This window comes from Vibrio sp. R15-SG3-ISO1A (genome assembly GCF_059833955.1).
Genome location: NZ_JCBDGH010000058.1, coordinates 76315 through 92446, shown reverse-complemented (window position 1 = coordinate 92446; position 16132 = coordinate 76315). Strand labels below are relative to the sequence as shown.

At 42.9% G+C, this 16132-nt stretch carries 20 protein-coding genes; 18 read left to right on the top strand and 2 right to left on the bottom strand.

All coding sequences use genetic code 11. The features are described 5' to 3' along the window. Nucleotides 1-600 precede the first annotated feature (600 nt). The 17 genes from AC6R0L_RS09105 (at nucleotide 601) to AC6R0L_RS09025 (ending at nucleotide 12592) form a co-directional block, all read left to right on the top strand. Entirely contained in the window at nucleotides 601-948 is a 348-nt protein-coding gene (locus tag AC6R0L_RS09105) for a DUF3024 domain-containing protein (protein WP_500628931.1), read from the top strand. Nucleotides 949-1101: 153 nt separating this feature from the next. Continuing rightward, nucleotides 1102-1626: a hypothetical protein gene (locus AC6R0L_RS09100; protein WP_308384792.1), complete on the top strand. Its 525-nt coding sequence runs from the start codon at nucleotides 1102-1104 to the stop codon at nucleotides 1624-1626. Between the two features lie 136 nt (nucleotides 1627-1762). Continuing rightward, nucleotides 1763-2536, top strand: a complete 774-nt coding sequence (locus AC6R0L_RS09095; protein WP_500628930.1) for an NERD domain-containing protein — start codon at nucleotides 1763-1765, stop codon at nucleotides 2534-2536. A gap of 134 nt (nucleotides 2537-2670) precedes the next feature. Further along, a complete protein-coding gene (locus AC6R0L_RS09090; RefSeq protein ID WP_500628929.1) occupies nucleotides 2671-3126 on the top strand; it encodes a hypothetical protein in 456 nt (151 codons plus the stop codon). 238 nt (nucleotides 3127-3364) lie between these two features. Then, entirely contained in the window at nucleotides 3365-3763 is a 399-nt protein-coding gene (locus tag AC6R0L_RS09085) for a hypothetical protein (protein ID WP_500628928.1), read from the top strand. 241 nt (nucleotides 3764-4004) lie between these two features. Next, nucleotides 4005-4337 (top strand): type II toxin-antitoxin system RelE/ParE family toxin, encoded by a 333-nt coding sequence (locus AC6R0L_RS09080; protein WP_012600340.1) that lies wholly within the window; start codon nucleotides 4005-4007, stop codon nucleotides 4335-4337. Beyond that, nucleotides 4324-4638, top strand: coding sequence for a helix-turn-helix domain-containing protein (locus tag AC6R0L_RS09075; RefSeq protein ID WP_500628924.1), 315 nt, complete (start codon nucleotides 4324-4326; stop codon nucleotides 4636-4638). Before AC6R0L_RS09080 ends, AC6R0L_RS09075 begins: the two co-directional genes overlap by 14 nt. A 134-nt stretch (nucleotides 4639-4772) precedes the next feature. Beyond that, entirely contained in the window at nucleotides 4773-5159 is a 387-nt protein-coding gene (locus tag AC6R0L_RS09070; RefSeq protein ID WP_500628927.1) for a hypothetical protein, read from the top strand. A 647-nt stretch (nucleotides 5160-5806) separates the two neighbouring features. After that, a complete protein-coding gene (locus AC6R0L_RS09065) occupies nucleotides 5807-6439 on the top strand; it encodes a hypothetical protein (RefSeq protein WP_038883037.1) in 633 nt (210 codons plus the stop codon). A 135-nt stretch (nucleotides 6440-6574) separates the two neighbouring features. Continuing rightward, nucleotides 6575-7375: an HNH endonuclease gene (locus tag AC6R0L_RS09060; RefSeq protein WP_500628926.1), complete on the top strand. Its 801-nt coding sequence runs from the start codon at nucleotides 6575-6577 to the stop codon at nucleotides 7373-7375. A gap of 1251 nt (nucleotides 7376-8626) precedes the next feature. Continuing rightward, complete coding sequence (locus AC6R0L_RS09055) at nucleotides 8627-8959, top strand: type II toxin-antitoxin system RelE/ParE family toxin (RefSeq protein WP_500628925.1); 333 nt, start codon at nucleotides 8627-8629, stop codon at nucleotides 8957-8959. Continuing rightward, nucleotides 8946-9260 (top strand): helix-turn-helix domain-containing protein, encoded by a 315-nt coding sequence (locus AC6R0L_RS09050; RefSeq protein ID WP_500628924.1) that lies wholly within the window; start codon nucleotides 8946-8948, stop codon nucleotides 9258-9260. Before AC6R0L_RS09055 ends, AC6R0L_RS09050 begins: the two co-directional genes overlap by 14 nt. Before the next feature lie 136 nt (nucleotides 9261-9396). Continuing rightward, on the top strand, nucleotides 9397-9702 hold the full coding sequence (locus tag AC6R0L_RS09045; RefSeq protein ID WP_500628923.1) for an HNH endonuclease: 306 nt from the start codon (nucleotides 9397-9399) through the stop codon (nucleotides 9700-9702). A 140-nt stretch (nucleotides 9703-9842) separates the two neighbouring features. After that, a complete protein-coding gene (locus AC6R0L_RS09040; RefSeq protein WP_500628922.1) occupies nucleotides 9843-10187 on the top strand; it encodes a hypothetical protein in 345 nt (114 codons plus the stop codon). Nucleotides 10188-10309: 122 nt separating this feature from the next. Next, nucleotides 10310-10915, top strand: a complete 606-nt coding sequence (locus AC6R0L_RS09035; protein WP_500628921.1) for a hypothetical protein — start codon at nucleotides 10310-10312, stop codon at nucleotides 10913-10915. Nucleotides 10916-11059: 144 nt separating this feature from the next. After that, nucleotides 11060-11548, top strand: a complete 489-nt coding sequence (locus AC6R0L_RS09030) for a P-loop nucleotide/nucleoside kinase family protein (protein ID WP_500628920.1) — start codon at nucleotides 11060-11062, stop codon at nucleotides 11546-11548. Nucleotides 11549-11710: 162 nt separating this feature from the next. After that, nucleotides 11711-12592 carry an NAD-dependent epimerase/dehydratase family protein gene (locus AC6R0L_RS09025; protein WP_500620103.1) on the top strand — a complete coding sequence of 294 codons (882 nt, stop codon included), beginning with the start codon at nucleotides 11711-11713 and terminating at the stop codon, nucleotides 12590-12592. A gap of 917 nt (nucleotides 12593-13509) precedes the next feature. Here the strand turns inward: AC6R0L_RS09025 and AC6R0L_RS09020 are convergent. Next, a protein-coding gene (locus AC6R0L_RS09020; protein WP_500628919.1) for an IS3 family transposase occupies nucleotides 13510-14585 on the bottom strand; the annotation gives its coding sequence in 2 pieces (ribosomal slippage) (nucleotides 13510-14336 and nucleotides 14336-14585; 1077 coding nt in all). A 227-nt stretch (nucleotides 14586-14812) separates the two neighbouring features. Here AC6R0L_RS09020 and AC6R0L_RS09015 point away from each other — a divergent pair. Further along, nucleotides 14813-15145 carry a zinc ribbon domain-containing protein YjdM gene (locus tag AC6R0L_RS09015; protein WP_487903822.1) on the top strand — a complete coding sequence of 111 codons (333 nt, stop codon included), beginning with the start codon at nucleotides 14813-14815 and terminating at the stop codon, nucleotides 15143-15145. Between the two features lie 68 nt (nucleotides 15146-15213). Here the strand turns inward: AC6R0L_RS09015 and AC6R0L_RS09010 are convergent, their stop codons facing one another. Beyond that, on the bottom strand, nucleotides 15214-16131 hold the full coding sequence (locus AC6R0L_RS09010) for a siderophore ABC transporter substrate-binding protein (RefSeq protein WP_500628918.1): 918 nt from the start codon (nucleotides 16129-16131) through the stop codon (nucleotides 15214-15216). Between the last annotated feature and the right edge of the window lies 1 nt (nucleotide 16132).

Sequence of the window (16132 nt, the reverse complement as noted above, 5' to 3'; positions counted from 1 at the left end):
TTAGTTGGCGGGTGATTTTTTAGGGCTAGTTCAGCGTCATCTCTGGCCATTCGTCTGGTGTTATCGGCAATTTGGCATTGTCGGTATCAGTTCTTGAATCACTCGAACCAAGTGCTTTTTAATGTTCGAGGGTTTGCCTTATTTTGGTTTCGTGCAGGTTGGTGGTTAGAATCGTGGTCGTAAAGTTGCGTTGAGTTTTGGTGTTTCAGATGCAGGTTTACGTGTTGTTCATTTGCTCGTCAGTACTGCCGCTTCAATAGTTCCAACTGGTGTTTTGTGTCCGCTTTCTTTGTCGGAGTGTAGTGGCTCACATTACTTTGCGTAAATCGTGGGTAACTTTGGGTGTGATGTTGTGCGCTTGGGTTCGGTAGTTTACTTTTTCGTACGGTGGCGTTTCTGGCAGAGCAACGAACTAGCCAACTAACCAGTTACTCAAGTGGACGCCAAACGCTCGGCGGTTTTGGCTTGGAGTTCAGTGGGTTTTGCGGGTTCATCGCTGGCGCCACTTAGTAAGGCGTTATGCGCTTTCATGAAAGTTGAACTAGCCAGTTTCGAGAATGAGTCGTAAACTTAGCCTAAACATAAGCTTAGGTGATATAAATGGCATTTTCTGAAATTGAGCACAAACGGTACGAAAAGGCAGTCGAGAAATACCTCGATTCTTGTCGACCACCTGTAGAAATTCGTAATGAACTTGATTTTGGCTTTCGTATCCAAGATCAAGCAATCGAAATTTTTGAAATTAGGCCTAAATGGAATGACCCATCCGACAAAATAGAAAGCTCGGTAGTTAAGGCTAAATACTATAAGTCTCGAGATGAATGGAAAGTTTACTGGATGAAATCAGACCTAAAGTGGCACTCTTACGAACCAGTGCCTGAGGTTAAGACTCTAGAAGTACTCTTTGAAGTCTTAGAAGCTGATGCATATGGTTGTTTTTGGGGTTAAACCCAACCACGCGCATAACAAACTGTTTAAGAGTGATTCGCAACGCGTGGCATTTTTACTATGCGTTAGGTTTAGTGGTTAAGGTGGTATGCGGGAGCTTCAGTATTGCGTTGCTCACACCTTAACAGGGCGTTAAATGTATCAGAGGTGGCTATGGTAATTATTGGTTCATATGACAATCCATATGCTCGGGCAAGTAGGTATCTCGAGCGTGTAAAAATGATTTATGAAGGGGTTGATTGCTATTTTCCTTCGACAGAATATTTTCACGATGATGTTTACTCATTTTTTATCTTCTGCTTCCATATTAAAGATTGGCTTAAGTCTGACACCAGACTAAACATCTCAAGCTCGGATGTTGAAGCTTACATAAAGGACCATATTGAACTTCAGTTGTGTGCAGACATTTGTAATGGAACTAAACACTTTATCCAAACGCCTGGGCGCGTAAGGACTGGTGAGCAACCGACGGTGTATAGATCTAATGCCACAATTACAACCTATCCTTTGGGTAGTGGAATTACACCTTCTGGTGCAGTTTTTAAGTCATCGTTTGGTATAAATACCAGCGGCGAAGTTGTTGATGTCTTAGCGTTGGGCAATAAATGTATGGAACTTTGGAGCTTTTTCTTAGAAGAGTACGGTGTTGTTGTCGGTAGCCGTGAGTCATACATTTAACAAACTGTTTAAGAGTGATTCGCAACGCGTGGCATTTTTACTATGCGCTGGTTTAAGTGATTAAGGTGGTATGCGGCGGCTTCTGTATAGCGTTGCTCACACCTTAACAGGGCGTTAGTTGAACAAGGAGAGTTCAGTGGATATTTTCGGAATATTAATAGGTGCATTAGCTCAAGTTTGGTACATCATACCTTTGTTGATTGTCGTCTCAATATTCAAGAGTCGGTGGTTTAAAGGTGTATTTGGCGAGTTTTTGGTAAACAAACTATTATCTCAGTTGTCTGATTCCGATTACACATTGGTGAGGAATGTAACTCTACCTACAGATGATGGTACAACTCAAATCGACCATATTGTTGTCTCAAGATTTGGTATTTTCGTTGTGGAAACCAAAAACATGAAAGGTTGGATCTTTGGCTCTAAAAGCCAAAAGCAATGGACTCAGAAAATCTATCGCCACTCATCAAAATTTCAGAATCCACTTCACCAAAATTACAAACATGTTAAGACCCTTGAGTCTTTGCTGGCTGTAGACAGTGAAAAACTACACTCAGTAGTTGTTTTCATTGGTGATAGTACCTTTAAAACCGATATGCCCGAAAATGTGACTTATGCTCGTGGTTGCTTGGAATACATCAAAAAGTTTGAGCAACCAGTGTTCTCCGAATCAGAATATAGCCATTTTGTGCACTCGATAAACGAAGTTAAGCTCAAACAGGGCATTGTTACAGATATTAAGCATCGTCAACATGTGAAAGAAATCGTAGAAGCGAAAGAAGCTATAAAGCAGTGTTCACGTTGTGGTTCAGAAATGGTTATTCGCGAATCTAAGCGTGGTGAAAATAAAGGTAAGCAGTTCTGGGGATGTTCGGCATTTCCTAAATGTAGGTCGGTCGAACAGTTCAACTAACAAAGCGTTTAAGACGGATTCCCAACGCTCGGCATTTTCGGTTTGCTTCAGGTTAAGCGTTTACGGCACAATGGTTTAGGTAGGGTGGTAGCGTTGCTCACCACTTAACGCGGCGTTAAATGCACGAGGAAGTTATGGATAAACCGTTTCAGAGAATAGGCTCAAAATCTAATTCTCATGTAGGTCGTGAGTTCGAATCTGCGGCATCAAAATTTTTTCTGAGCCAAGGCATAGAACTTGTTCCCAATTTGAAAGTTGAAGTCGGCATTTCAAACTTGAAGAAACAACATGCGTTCGATCTCGGTTGTATTGATCAAAAGATCATTGTCGAGTGTAAGGCTCATAAATGGACAACAGGTGGTAACGTTCCTAGTGCGAAATTGACTGTTTGGAATGAAGCAATGTATTACTTTTATACAGCTCCAGTCGGTTTCAGAAAAATTATGTTTGTCCTTCATGATTTCAGTACAAAGAGGAACGAGACTTTAGCTCAATATTATGTCCGTACTTATAAGCACTTAATCCCAAATGATGTCGAGCTTTGGGAGTACGATGAGAACACTGAAAGTGCATCGAAACTGTGCATTTAACAAAGCGTTTAAGACGGATTCCCAACGCTTGGCATTTTCGGTTTGAATCGGCTTTAGTGTTTACGGCACAATAGGTTAGGTCTGATGGTAGCGTTGCTCACCACTTAACGCGGCGTTATGTGAAAAACCAAATCACTTCAAGTGATTAACGTCGTTTGTTATTGGTCATATACTATCGAGATTCTCTAATAGATAGACATTTTCAGTAAAATTTAGTGCAAGTGTGAGAACTAAAACTATGAAAAAATTTAACACAGTTTCAGCTTTTTTGGCCGAAATCGGCTTTCAATGTAAAGGCAGACAAGGGCAGTATTCATATGTTGACCATGACAAGAAACAAGTGTTTTTCGGAATAGATACCCACAATCCAAACCACGATAAAGGACTGATTCTGTCTAGTGACTGGGAATATGACGACTCACGTAAAACAAAAAGTGGCAGAAGTTACAAACGAGGTAACTATACGACTAGTTTAAACAACATTCGCCTCATCCAAGATAGTGGTTATGAACTCATAGCATGCAAGATCAAAACAGAGCAAACGGATGGTAAAGTGACTAAGTCCAAGTTGCTCGATATTGAAAACTTACGTTCATACTCGTTGAACTATGATAATGGTGACTATTTCGCGGTTTGATTTATGAATCTTGTGCAAAATTTCACATAACAAAGCATTTAAGAGTGATTCTCAACGCTTGGCATTTTTCATTCCATCGTTGGGTTTCGTGTTTACGGTGGTATGGTTAAGTTTTGTGGTAGCGTTGCTCACACCTTAATGCGGCGTTATAGCTTAGGTCAGATTTACTGCTCCAAAAATTATAGCTACGTTAATCACGTATAGTTTTGCTATCTGTACGTTACTTGCGTATACTTTGCGTATAAAAAGTGTATTTGTCGAATCAACCATATTTGAAAAGTACCGTAATGAATATCTCAGCGATGATGAGTTTAGGCTTTTTCAAGCTGAGTTAATGTCTAACCCGAAGCAGGGTGACGTGATTCAAGGTACAGGTGGTTTGCGAAAGATTCGAGTTGCAAGTAAAGGTAAGGGCAAGCGTGGTGGTTCTCGCGTTATCTATTACTTCCTCGATGAAAAACGTCGTTTCTACTTGCTGACGATTTACGGCAAGAATGAAATGTCCGACTTAACCGCAGACCAAAAGAAACAACTAAAGGCTTTTATGGAGGCATGGCGTAATGAGCAATCGTGATCTATTTGCGGAGTTAAGTTCAGCACTTGTTGAGGCTAAAGAACATTCAGAGGGCAAGCTTACCCTTAAAACTCATCAAGTTAACTACATCAGTGAGTTAAATATCTCACCTGATGAAATCGTGAGTATTCGAGAGCAGTTTAATATGTCTCGTGGTGTTTTTGCTCGTTTGTTGCACACATCATCCCGTACGTTAGAAAACTGGGAGCAAGGGCGTAGCGCACCAAATGGACAAGCTGTAACTCTTCTAAAGTTGGTTCAGCGTCACCCAGAAACCCTGTCGCACATCGCTGAGCTATAACAAACGCTTCAAGACGGATTCGCAACGCGTGGCATTTTTACCATGCTTTATTTTTGGTGATTTAGGTGGTATGTGGAAGCATCGTATTGCGTTGCTCACCGCTTAAGCGAGCGTTATATGCTTAGAGGAAATAAATGAAAACTCATAAAGGTGACATAGCTCTTGATATGCTTGAAGATGCTATAGATCTATATAAATCTGGTCGGTTTTCTTCGAGTTTACATCTTGCAGCAGCGGCGTCAGAGTTGCTTTCGGGCTTGTGCGAAATTAATGGGCTAGAGAGTGCTCATGGTAATTTGAAGCAAATGCTTAAAGATTTTTATGACTCAAACCCAAGCTTTTTTGCAAAGCCAAAAGATGCACTCAAGAGGTTCAATTATTCGAAGAATACCATCAAGCATATTAATGGTGAAAATGACCAGTTCGCTTATGTTTCTCTAGATATGCATGCAGAAATGTACATTAAGCAATGCCAGAGAATGCTGGAAAGCTTCGGAATGTGCCTGATAAAACGCATATAACAAACAATTTAAGCTGATTCGCAACGCTCGGCGCTTTCGGTTTCAATTGGTTTAGTGATTACGGTGAAGTATTTCAGTGCGGTGGCAGCATTGCTCACAACTTAATTGGGCGTTAGTTGGCGGGTGAATTTTTGGGGCTAGTTCAACGTAATCTCTGGCCATTCGTCTGGTGTTATCGGCAATTTGGCATTGTTGGTATCAGTTCTTGAATCACTCGAACCAGGCGCTTTTCAATGTTCGTGGATTTGCCTCATTTTGGTTTTGAGCAGGTTGGTGGCTAGCATCGTGGGCGTAAAGTTGTGTTGAGTTTTGGTGTTTCAGGTGCAGGTTTATGCGCTGTTCATCTGCTCGTCAGAATTGCGCCTCAATAACTTCAACGGGTATTTTGTGTCCGCTTTCTTTGTCGGAGTGTAGTGGCTCACATTCCTTTGAGTAAATCGTGGGTAACTTTAGTTTCGGTGTTGTGCGCTTAGTTGCGTTGGTTTACTTTTTCGTACGGTGGCGTTTCTGGCGCAGCAACGAACTAGCCAACTAACCAGTTACTCAAGTGGACGCCAAACGCTCGGCGGTTTTGGCTTAGAGTTCAGTGGGTTTTGTGGGTTTATCGCAGGCGCCACTTAGCAAGGCGTTAGGCATCAGGAGGTAAAATGCAGAAATCCGATCAAGTGTCGTTGTATTTTTTGTCTGACTTAGAGAAATTTAGGATCTTTGTCGAGCTATCAGAACGCCATTGGCATGAAGAATTAACTACGTACAACGAATCTGATATGGAAATGAACGAGTCTGTTTGTTGGGATAGGTACAAGTATCGCAATGATTTAGGTGCGCATTTCCAAGAAGTATTTCCTCAATACCAGAAACAATCGTTTTTGCTCATGTTGGTATCGCTTTTTGAAGATTATCTTAATCAACTGTGCCACAGCTTTCATTTTGAAAAAGGTTTAAATTGTACTTTAAAAGATTGCAGTGGCTCAGGTATTGAGCGAGCAAAAAACTATCTACGTAAAGTCGCCAAAATTGAAGTCCCTACTGGCACTGCCTCTTGGGGTAAAGTCGTCGAAGCAAGAGATATCAGGAACATCATTGCTCACAATGCTGGGCACTTAGACGAGGAGCTGCATAGTAAGCAATTTAGAATTGTTGCCAAAAACCTCAATTTAAATTCGCATCAATTTGCTAGAGTCCACCTTGAAGTTACACAGGTGTATATCTTTGAAATTATTGACGCTATGACTAGTGTCGTTAATGAGCTCTGGCGTGAAACGACGGAAAATGCCTAACAAACAATTTAAGAGTGATTCAGCACGCTTGGCATTTTCGGTTTGGGTCAAGTTTAGTGATTAAGGTGTTTAAATTGAGTTTCGTGGTCGCGTGCTTCACACCTTAATTGGGCGTTATGTTTATCGGTGAAAATTATGATATCTGTGTATAAAAAAGGCGACGAGACGATCTGGATCCCAGTTGCTAAACCATCTAATGCTACTCCACCTAGAGCGTTTCTTCCTATCAATGGATTAACCGCAAAGTATAGGCACGGGTATAAAGCAAGAATTGAAGAAAGCGAGTACTTTTCGGCATTAGCTTCTGTCCAGCAATCTTATATAAACAATGACTATGAAGATTTTTGGGTTGAAGGTGGGGAAAAGCAAGAACGACAGTACAAGTTTAAATGGAGGCATCGAGGGGCACTTATTGGTCCAACATTAGGTTGGGCAGAGATCAACTTCTCGGATCTAGGTACAATCACTTGTGAAGAAGTCGCTGAAAAAATAACACGATCAGGTAGTAGCATAGCGAAAATGACAACAAAAACTGTTAAACCAGTTTTTGTGTCAAGTGAAGAGGAGTTAGATAGCTGCATTGGGGAGCTCTTAGAAAAAATTGGCAGCGATATTCCACAGGGGCAAAGTTCACCAAAGAAAATTGAGTCTTCATCTGCACAATATGTACGAGACGCAATGGTTGTTGCATATGTCCTTAAACAGGCAAATGGTTATTGTGAATGCTGTGGTTCGAGTAGCCCTTTTATAAAGGCTTCAGGGCAACCATATTTAGAAGTTCATCATGTTAAACATTTATCTAATAATGGCTCTGATAAAGTAACCAATACTGTTGCTCTATGTCCAAATTGCCATAGAGAGCTACATCATGGCGTTAACCGAGAGGCATTAGTTGAGTTGTTGTATGGTAAAATTTCTCGCCTCATTCGAGAATAAACATAACAAACTGTTTAAGTGGGATTCGCAACGCGTGGCATTTTTACTATGCGTTGGTTTAAGTGATTAAGGTGGTATGCGACGGCTTCGGTATTGCGTTGCTCACCCCTTAACAGGGCGTTAGTTGGCGGGTGAATTTTTGGGGCTAGTTCATCGTCATCTCCGGCCATTCGTTCGATGCTATCGGCAATTTAATATTGTCGGTATCAGCTCTTGAATTACTCGAACCAAAGCACGTTTCAATGTTCGCGGGTTTACCTCATTTTGGTTTCGTGCAGGTTGGTGGCGAGTTTCGTGGGCGTAAAGTTGTGTGGAGTTTTGGTGTTTCAGGGGCAGGTTTATGCGCTGTTCATCTGCTCGTCAGAATTGCCGCCTCAATAACTTCAACGGGTATTTTGTGTCCGCTTTCTTTGCCGTGTTGTAGTGGGTCACATTACTTTGAGTAAATCGTGGGTAACTTTGGGTGCGGTGTTGTGCGCTTGGCTGTGGTGGTTTACTTTTTCGTACGGTGGCGTTTCTGGTAGAGCAACGCACTAGCCAACTAACAAGTTACTCAAGTGGACGCTAAACGCTCGGCGGTGTTGGCTTGGAGTTCAGTGGGTTTTGCGGGTTCATCGCAGGCGCCACTTAGTAAAGCGTTAGTTGGCGGGTGATTTTTTAAGGCTAGTTCAGCGTCATCTCTGGGCATTCGTCTGGTGTTATCGGCAATTTGGCATTGTCGGTATCAGTTCTTGAATCACTCGAAACAAAGCACGTTTCAATTTTCGTGGGTTTGCCTCATTGTTGTTTTGAGCAGGTTGGTGGCAAGTTTTGTAGGCGTAAAGTCGCGTTGAGTTTTGGTGTTTCAGGGGCAGGTTTATGCGCTTTTCATTTACTCGTCAGCATTACCGTTTCAATAACTCGAACCGGTGTTTTGTGTGCGCTTTCTTTGCCGTATTGCAGTGGCTCACATTACTTTGCGTAAATCGTGGGTAACTTTGGTTGCGGTCTTGTGCGCTTGGGTTCGGTGGTTTACTTTTTCGTACGGTGGCGTTTCTGGCAGAGCAACGAACTAGCCAACTAACAAGTTACTCAAGTGGACGCCAAACGCTCGGCGGTTTTGGTTTGGAGTGCAGTGGGTTTTGCGGGTTGGTCGCAGGCGCCACTTAGCAAGGCGTTATAGCTTAGGTCAGATTTACTGCTCCAAAAATTATAGCTACGTTAATCACGTATAGTTTTGCTATCTGTACGTTACTTGCGTATACTTCGCGTATGAAAAGTGTATTTGTCGAATCAACCATATTTGAAAAGTACCGTAATGAATATCTCAGCGATGATGAGTTTAGGCTTTTTCAAGCTGAGTTAATGTCTAACCCGAAGCAGGGTGACGTGATTCAAGGTACAGGTGGTTTGCGAAAGATTCGAGTTGCAAGTAAAGGTAAGGGCAAGCGTGGTGGTTCTCGCGTTATCTATTGCTTCCTCGATGAAAAACGTCGTTTCTACTTGCTGACGATTTACGGCAAGAATGAAATGTCCGACTTAACCGCAGACCAAAAGAAACAACTAAAGGCTTTTATGGAGGCATGGCGTAATGAGCAATCGTGATCTATTTGCGGAGTTAAGTTCAGCACTTGTTGAGGCTAAAGAACATTCAGAGGGCAAGCTTACCCTTAAAACTCATCAAGTTAACTACATCAGTGAGTTAAATATCTCACCTGATGAAATCGTGAGTATTCGAGAGCAGTTTAATATGTCTCGTGGTGTTTTTGCTCGTTTGTTGCACACATCATCCCGTACGTTAGAAAACTGGGAGCAAGGGCGTAGCGCACCAAATGGACAAGCTGTAACTCTTCTAAAGTTGGTTCAGCGTCACCCAGAAACCCTGTCGCACATCGCTGAGCTATAACAAACGCTTCAAGACGGATTCGCAACGCGTGGCATTTTTACCATGCGTTGATTTTGGTGATTTAGGTGGTATACGGAAGCATCGTATTGCGTTGCTCACCGCTTAAGCGAGCGTTAGGTGTATAAGGAAATAATCTATGAAAAAAGACCCACGTCATCACATATATGTAAGAGACAATTGGACTTGCCAGTATTGTGGCCGAACAGGAGCTTCGGATTTTAACGCTTGGAATGAAGCATGGTTTGCAATTGATCATATCAAGCCTAAAAAGCATGGTGGTAGCGATGATGATTCAAACTTAGTGGTAGCCTGTCATACTTGTAATAGCGTAAAAGCCGCTGATATGTGTAGTTCAATTGAAGAAGGCAAGGCTATTATTGCTCGAAAGAATGAGGGACGGAAAGAGTGGTTCAATAAATTTGTGCTGGGAGTCGGCGAATAACACCTAATAAACAATTCAAGCAGACCCTCAACGCTCGGCGATTTTTGTTTGCGTCGGGTTTGGCGTTGCCGAGCAATGCGGAAAGTGAGCCAGTGCGTTTCGGGCTACTTAATTGGGCGTTATGTTTACGGAGACTAAACATGATTTTACGTAAGTTAATGATAATGTTATTGGTTTTGCTCTCATCGAATGCTTTTGCTGTAGAGCAAAGCTCAGATGTCAGTGAATTGCGCAAGAATGTAGAGATCAAAAAGCAAGAATATGAACGAGCCAAAAAAGCGTACGAGGAAGCGAAAGTTAGTTTAGAAAGCGCTCTCAAATCCGCTGATAAAGATGAAGTTCCATGCACTTGCGTATTTAACAAAAATAGAGCCTGGAATCCTGAAAAAATCATCTGGAGAGATGTTTTTTGGGAGTGTGCTCATTATAGAGATGACGGAACTTGCTCCAAGGTAAGGAAAGTGGAAGGGGCCGTCGTAGAGTAAACATAACAAACAATTCAAGCAGACCCTCAACGCTCGCCGATTTTGGTTTGCGTCGGGTTTTGTGTTGCCGAGGAATGCGGAAGGTTAGCCAGTGCGTTTCGGGCTACTTAATTGGGCGTTAAATGGCAGGGAGTATGATCGAAAATAGAGGTGATATCACCAATGCACTTGTTCATCTTACAAAAGAGAGAACAGGTCGAAGACCGCAAGACGGAAAAGGGCAGGATAAGCAGTATTCTGCTTTAGATGTTCTGTGTGAAATTTTGAGTGATGGTGAGATATTAGGAAGTACAAAATCTGGGTTTATCAAGGGCAACAATCCAGCAGTTTGCTTTTCGGAAACTCCATTATCTGCACTTAAACACTTTGCTTCTAATGATCCAAAGAACAAAGAGTTTCGCTACAGGTATTATGGCGTTGCAATTAGTAAGCATGCAGCTTTTGGTGAGGACGCTAGACCTGTTATTTATCTACCTGATAGCGAAGCTAAATGGATACCAGATTCTGAAAAATGGCGTCATGTTCGCTATGAATATGGTTCAGTGGACTGGACATTTGAACGAGAGTGGAGGAAGAAAGGAAATTTTAACCTTAAAAATTTACCCGGTATTTATGTTATTTGTTGGAATGCAACTGAAGTCGAGCGATTGCAAAATAGCCTGCATAAAGATTTAGTTGGTAAGGTTCGTGGCTTTCTACCAATGCTTCATTTAAACCAGATGCTGTAAGCCATTTAACAAACAATTTAAGAGTGATTCAGCACGCTTGGCATTTTGGGTTTCGGTTTAGTTCAGTGATTATGGTGGTCAAATTAAGTTTAGTGGTAGCGTGCTTCACACCTTAATTGGGCGTTATGCGTAAATGGAGGAAACATGAAAAATCAGGGCAAGCTGTTCTTCTTCTGTGGCAAGATGGGAGCAGGAAAATCGACTAAATCTAAGGTTGTAGCTGCTGAAAATAATGCAGTCCTAATTTCAGAAGACGACTGGTTGTCAGCTCATTATCCTTCACAAATTCAAACGTTTGACGACTACATTAAATACTCAAATCTCATAAAGCCTTTCGTTAAAAGTCATGTTCAACGTTTGTTGAATGTTGGGGCTAACGTTGTCATGGACTTTCCAGCGAATACTATTAAGCAAAGAGCTTGGTTCGTATCACTGTGTGTCGAAGTAGGTAGTGAACATGAGCTTTGGTATTTAGACTTAACAGATGAGCAATGTTTATCCCAAGTTGCTAAGCGCCGAGTAGAACAACCTGAAAGAGCTATGTTTGACACAGAGGCTGTATTTCATCATGTGACCCAGTATTTTGAAGCTCCAGCAGCGAGTGAAAAACTCAGTCTGGTACGTGTGGGATAATACGCATAACAAAGCGTTTAAGACGGATTCCCAACGCTTGGCATTTTCGGTTTGCTTTGAATTTAGTGTTTACGGCACAATGATTTAGGTAGGGTGGTAGCGTTGCTCACCACTTAACGCGGCGTTAGCTGCTTTGAGGTCAATCATTAGTAAGGTGTCATAATGAGAATTTTGGTAACAGGCTCTTCGGGTAGGGTCGGGCGTGCAATCTATATTAAATTAATGCGAACACATGACGTTGTTGGCATTGATAAAACACCTTGCTCAACAGCCGATTACATTGGTGATATCCGTGATAGTGCTCTGATTGATGGGATTCTTGAAAATATTGATGTCATCGTTCATACAGCGGCTCTTCATGCTCCTCATGTTAGTTTAGTACCTGATTCAGAGTTTCAATCTATCAACGTAGACGCGACCGAAAAATTGGCTTTGGCTGGGGTGAAAGCAGGTGTTAAACACTTTATTTTTACCAGTACAACTGCGTTGTACGGCTATGCTTCGACACCTAGAGGTGTTGCTGGTTGGGTTAATGAAGAAGTCACCCCGCAACCCAAGTCGATTTATCATAAAAGTAAAATTGCAGCTGAAGCCAAATTAGAAGAAATTTCAAATCTGTTTCAGCTTCCTGTTACTGTGCTGCAAATGTCGAGATGCTTTCCTGAGCCTGCAGATTTAATGGCAGTATTTCGCCTGACTCGTGGTATTGATGCTCGCGATGTAGCCAATGCTCATTTATGTGCTGTGGAAAAACACTTGAGCGGCTTTAATCGTTTTATAATCTCAGGTGCAACACCTTTTCATTTTTCTGATTGCGAAGCTCTATATTCTGAAGCTGGAGCTGTTATCGAACGTAAGTGTCCAGAAATCGCGCTAGCATTTAAACAAAGAAATTGGCAGTTACCTCAAAGCTTAGATCGTGTATATGATTCATCGTCTGCACGTGAGAAATTAGGTTGGTCGCCTATACATGGTTTTGAAAGTGTTTTAGAAATGCTCGATACTGAAACCGCGGAAGTATTACCAGTTGTGAAACGCAGCTAACAAAGCGTTTAAGACGGATTCCCAACGCTTGGCATTTTGGGTTTTAGTCAGCTTTGGTGCTTACGGCACAATGGTTTAGGTAAGGTGGTAGCGTTGCTCACCACTTAACGTGGCGTTATGTTGCCGAGCAAGGCGTTATGTTGCCGAGCACGCCACGTTTAGTAGATATATTAACCAGTTTTGCTCAGCCGTCTATTTTAGATAGTACTTGTGGTATAATTTTTACTATCGATTTTATGATTTACAGGTTCGTAATGAAAAAAACCATAATCTTTAATATTTTACTGTTACATTCTTTTACTGCCAATGCATTGTCATCAGATTTTTGGTCAGGAAATTCAAGTAGCAGCAGAATTTTATCCACAGACAACAAAACTATAGCGACCTTATTCAGTGGCAATGGAAATCCACACATAGCGTTCAATTCTCAGTTGGAACAGTGTAAGGGGCAAGACGCAGGCTATATAATATCGTCAGAACGTCCCATTTCTATCTTTTATACGAAAACAACGATGGATAAAAGCTCACATCAGCTTGTCAACTTTAAAGTGTCTTGTATGGGGAGTGGGTACGGTAATGGTGCGGAAGCATTTTTTTACCTGCAAGTGAGGCAGGGAGCTCGTTTATAAATTCAGCTTTTCAGACTTCGACTTTTGTTAGCTTTAGTAAATCAGTCTTTTCAACACATAATTTTATGACAGAGTTTAATCGCCTTTCTAAGAACGTTGCGCTGTAGATAAAAACATAACAAACAATTCAAGCAGACCCTCAACGCTCAGCACTTTTGGTTTGCGTCAGGTGTTGTGTCGACGAGCAATGCAGAAAGTTAGCCAGTGCGTTTCGGGCTACTTAATTGGGCGTTAAGTTTTGACCTTTCCCCGAGATTAATACCACCGCCTCGATGAAGTTTCCCATGTTTACGCCACTTGATTGGCATAATCAATTGGCGACATATAATTTAGAGAGCTATGTGGTCGAATATGGTTGTAGTGCTCTCTCCATAGATTTATTTCGTAACGTGCTTCATCCAGAGTGCGGAACCAGTGTTGATTGAGACACTCATTTCTGAACTTGCCATTTAGGCTCTCCACAAAGGCATTTTGAGTCGGTTTACCTGGTTGAATAAAGGCGAGTGTTACCGACGTTGTCTTTGACCAAAAGAACATGGCTTTGCTGGTAAATTCCGTCCCGTTGTCGCAAACAATGTTATCTGGCTTGCTGCGCACCTCGGTTAGTTGAGTTAAAAAACGGGCAACTTGTTGGCCACTGATTGATAGGGACACCAGCTGCCCAATGAGTTCTCGTGAAAAATCGTCAACGACATTGAGCACACGAAAACGTCTACCATTGCTCAATTGGTCAGAGACAAAGTCCATCGACCAGCGTTGATTGGCTCTTGTGGGTGAATTCATAACTAGTCTCGGGCGCTGTAGCTTTTTGCGCTTCTTCGTTCTGACTTGCAGTCCCTCCTCAGTGTAAATACGATACGTGTGCTTCTTATTCACAACTAAGCCCTCTGCTTTTAGTAAACTGTGCAGCACCAGATAGCCATAACGGGAATATTGAACGGCTAACGCTTTTAAACGTTCTCGTAAGGCCCTATCTACAGGGCTTTTAGCTTTGTATCGAAACGCCGTTCGACTCAAACACGCAAGCTTACAGGCCGCTCTTTCACTCAGTCGGTGAGTGTCAATGAGGTATCGAGCAATAAGCTTTCGAGAAGATGGCGTTACCACTTTTTTGACACAACATCCTTCATTGCTTCGACTTCGAGCAACTTCTCCGCGAGGAGCCGCTTAAGCTTATTGTTCTCAGATTCAAGCTCTCTCAGCCTTTTGGCCTCATTCACTTCTAGCCCTGCATACTTGCTGCGCCAGTTATAAAAAGTGCCCGATGATATCCCCATGTCGCGACAGATGTCGTCAACCTTAGCGCCAGCTTCATGCTGTTTAATCGCCTTGATGATTTGCTCTTCCGTGTATCGCTTTTTCATTTTGAGATCTCCATTAGTTCTAGTGTATTAGAAATCTCATCAAAGTCATGGTGTTAATTTAGGGGGAAAGGTCAGGGGTAGCGTCCACACGAAAATACGAACTACAAATAGAATTTCAACACGCTGATGAAACTGGCGTGCAATGGATTTCAGTGGCGAAAACATTGCTTTCGCTCTCAAGACGTTGAACACTATCCGTGTGTTTCCTCGCTAAAAGAATGATGAGTATGTCCTTACCTCCTTGCCCGAATTGTCAATCTGAATACGTTTATCAAGACCAATCCCATTTAGTGTGTCCGGAATGCGCTTATGAGTGGAATCCTGATGAGGTTCAGGGTGAGCCACAAGTCAAAGATGCGAACGGAACGCTGCTCAGTGAGGGCGATAAAGTGACGTTGGCAAAAGATCTTAAGGTGAAAGGCAGTTCGCTAGTATTGAAAATTGGCACTAAAGCGCTCATTCGTCGCATCACAGAAGGTAAAGATCACCAGTTGGACTGCAAAGTCGATGGGGCCGGTGACATGGTGATTACGGCGCAGTTTGTGAAAAAGGTGCAGTAGCACACCCTTTGGCATTGCCATTGAGTGTGCGTTTTACTCGCGTTTCTAATGTGCGTTGCCTAAGTCCACTACTGAGGTGAGCTGTCGAGGCTACTGGCGACATCATCCAGCATGATCTCGGTCGCATGAACGCCTCCATAAGTGAGATACCACGCAACAGGATCGATGTAGACAATGCGCTTCGCTTTGGCTGCGGGAGTGTGCGCGATAAGCGGATTGTCAAAGAGTTGCTGCGCGGCGCCGTGGGCCTTGCCAGTCGCTTGCTCTCGGTCGAGCACAAACAGCGTTGATGGTTTGGCGTCGGCGATGTATTCAAACGAAATCAGTTTACCGTGCGGGCCTGTCTCGCTAGCCACTGTTTGGCTCGATGCGGGCAAAAATCCGAACTCTTCAAAGATGATGGAAAAGCGACTTTGTGGCTCGAAGGTCGAGATTTTTTTGCCACTGCTCATGACCATCATCGCGTCACGTTTCTCAGCGCGAACCGCAGACTGGATTGCGTTAATGCGCTGCTCGGTCTCTTCAATCTTCGGTGCCATTTTATCTTCTTTGCCGACCAACGTCGCGATATCACGCCAGTTCAGTTGGGTATCGTGCCAATATTGTCCATTGGTCGTGGACAGCATGAGCGTCGGTGCGACCTCGTTGAGATCATCATAAATGCGCATCATGCGTTCATCGGCAATGATCAAGTCGGGTTTTAAGGTAAAGAGGGTTTCAAAATCGGGCTCAAACAGAGAGCCAACGTTGGTGACCGTCTCACCGTAGTGGGCCAAGTAGCTCGGCATCAGCATATGCACAGCGCCGACTGGCGTGACTTCGAGGAAGTCGAGCGTGTCGAGGGCGCTATGTGTCAACACGACAACCCGTTGTGCCGGCTTATCGAGTTCGATGTGGCCTTTGATATGCGAGACATCAATTGAGGCCGCATGTGCCGTGCAGGCCATCACGGCCAGCGTGAATTGAAATAATAGACGTGTAAACATG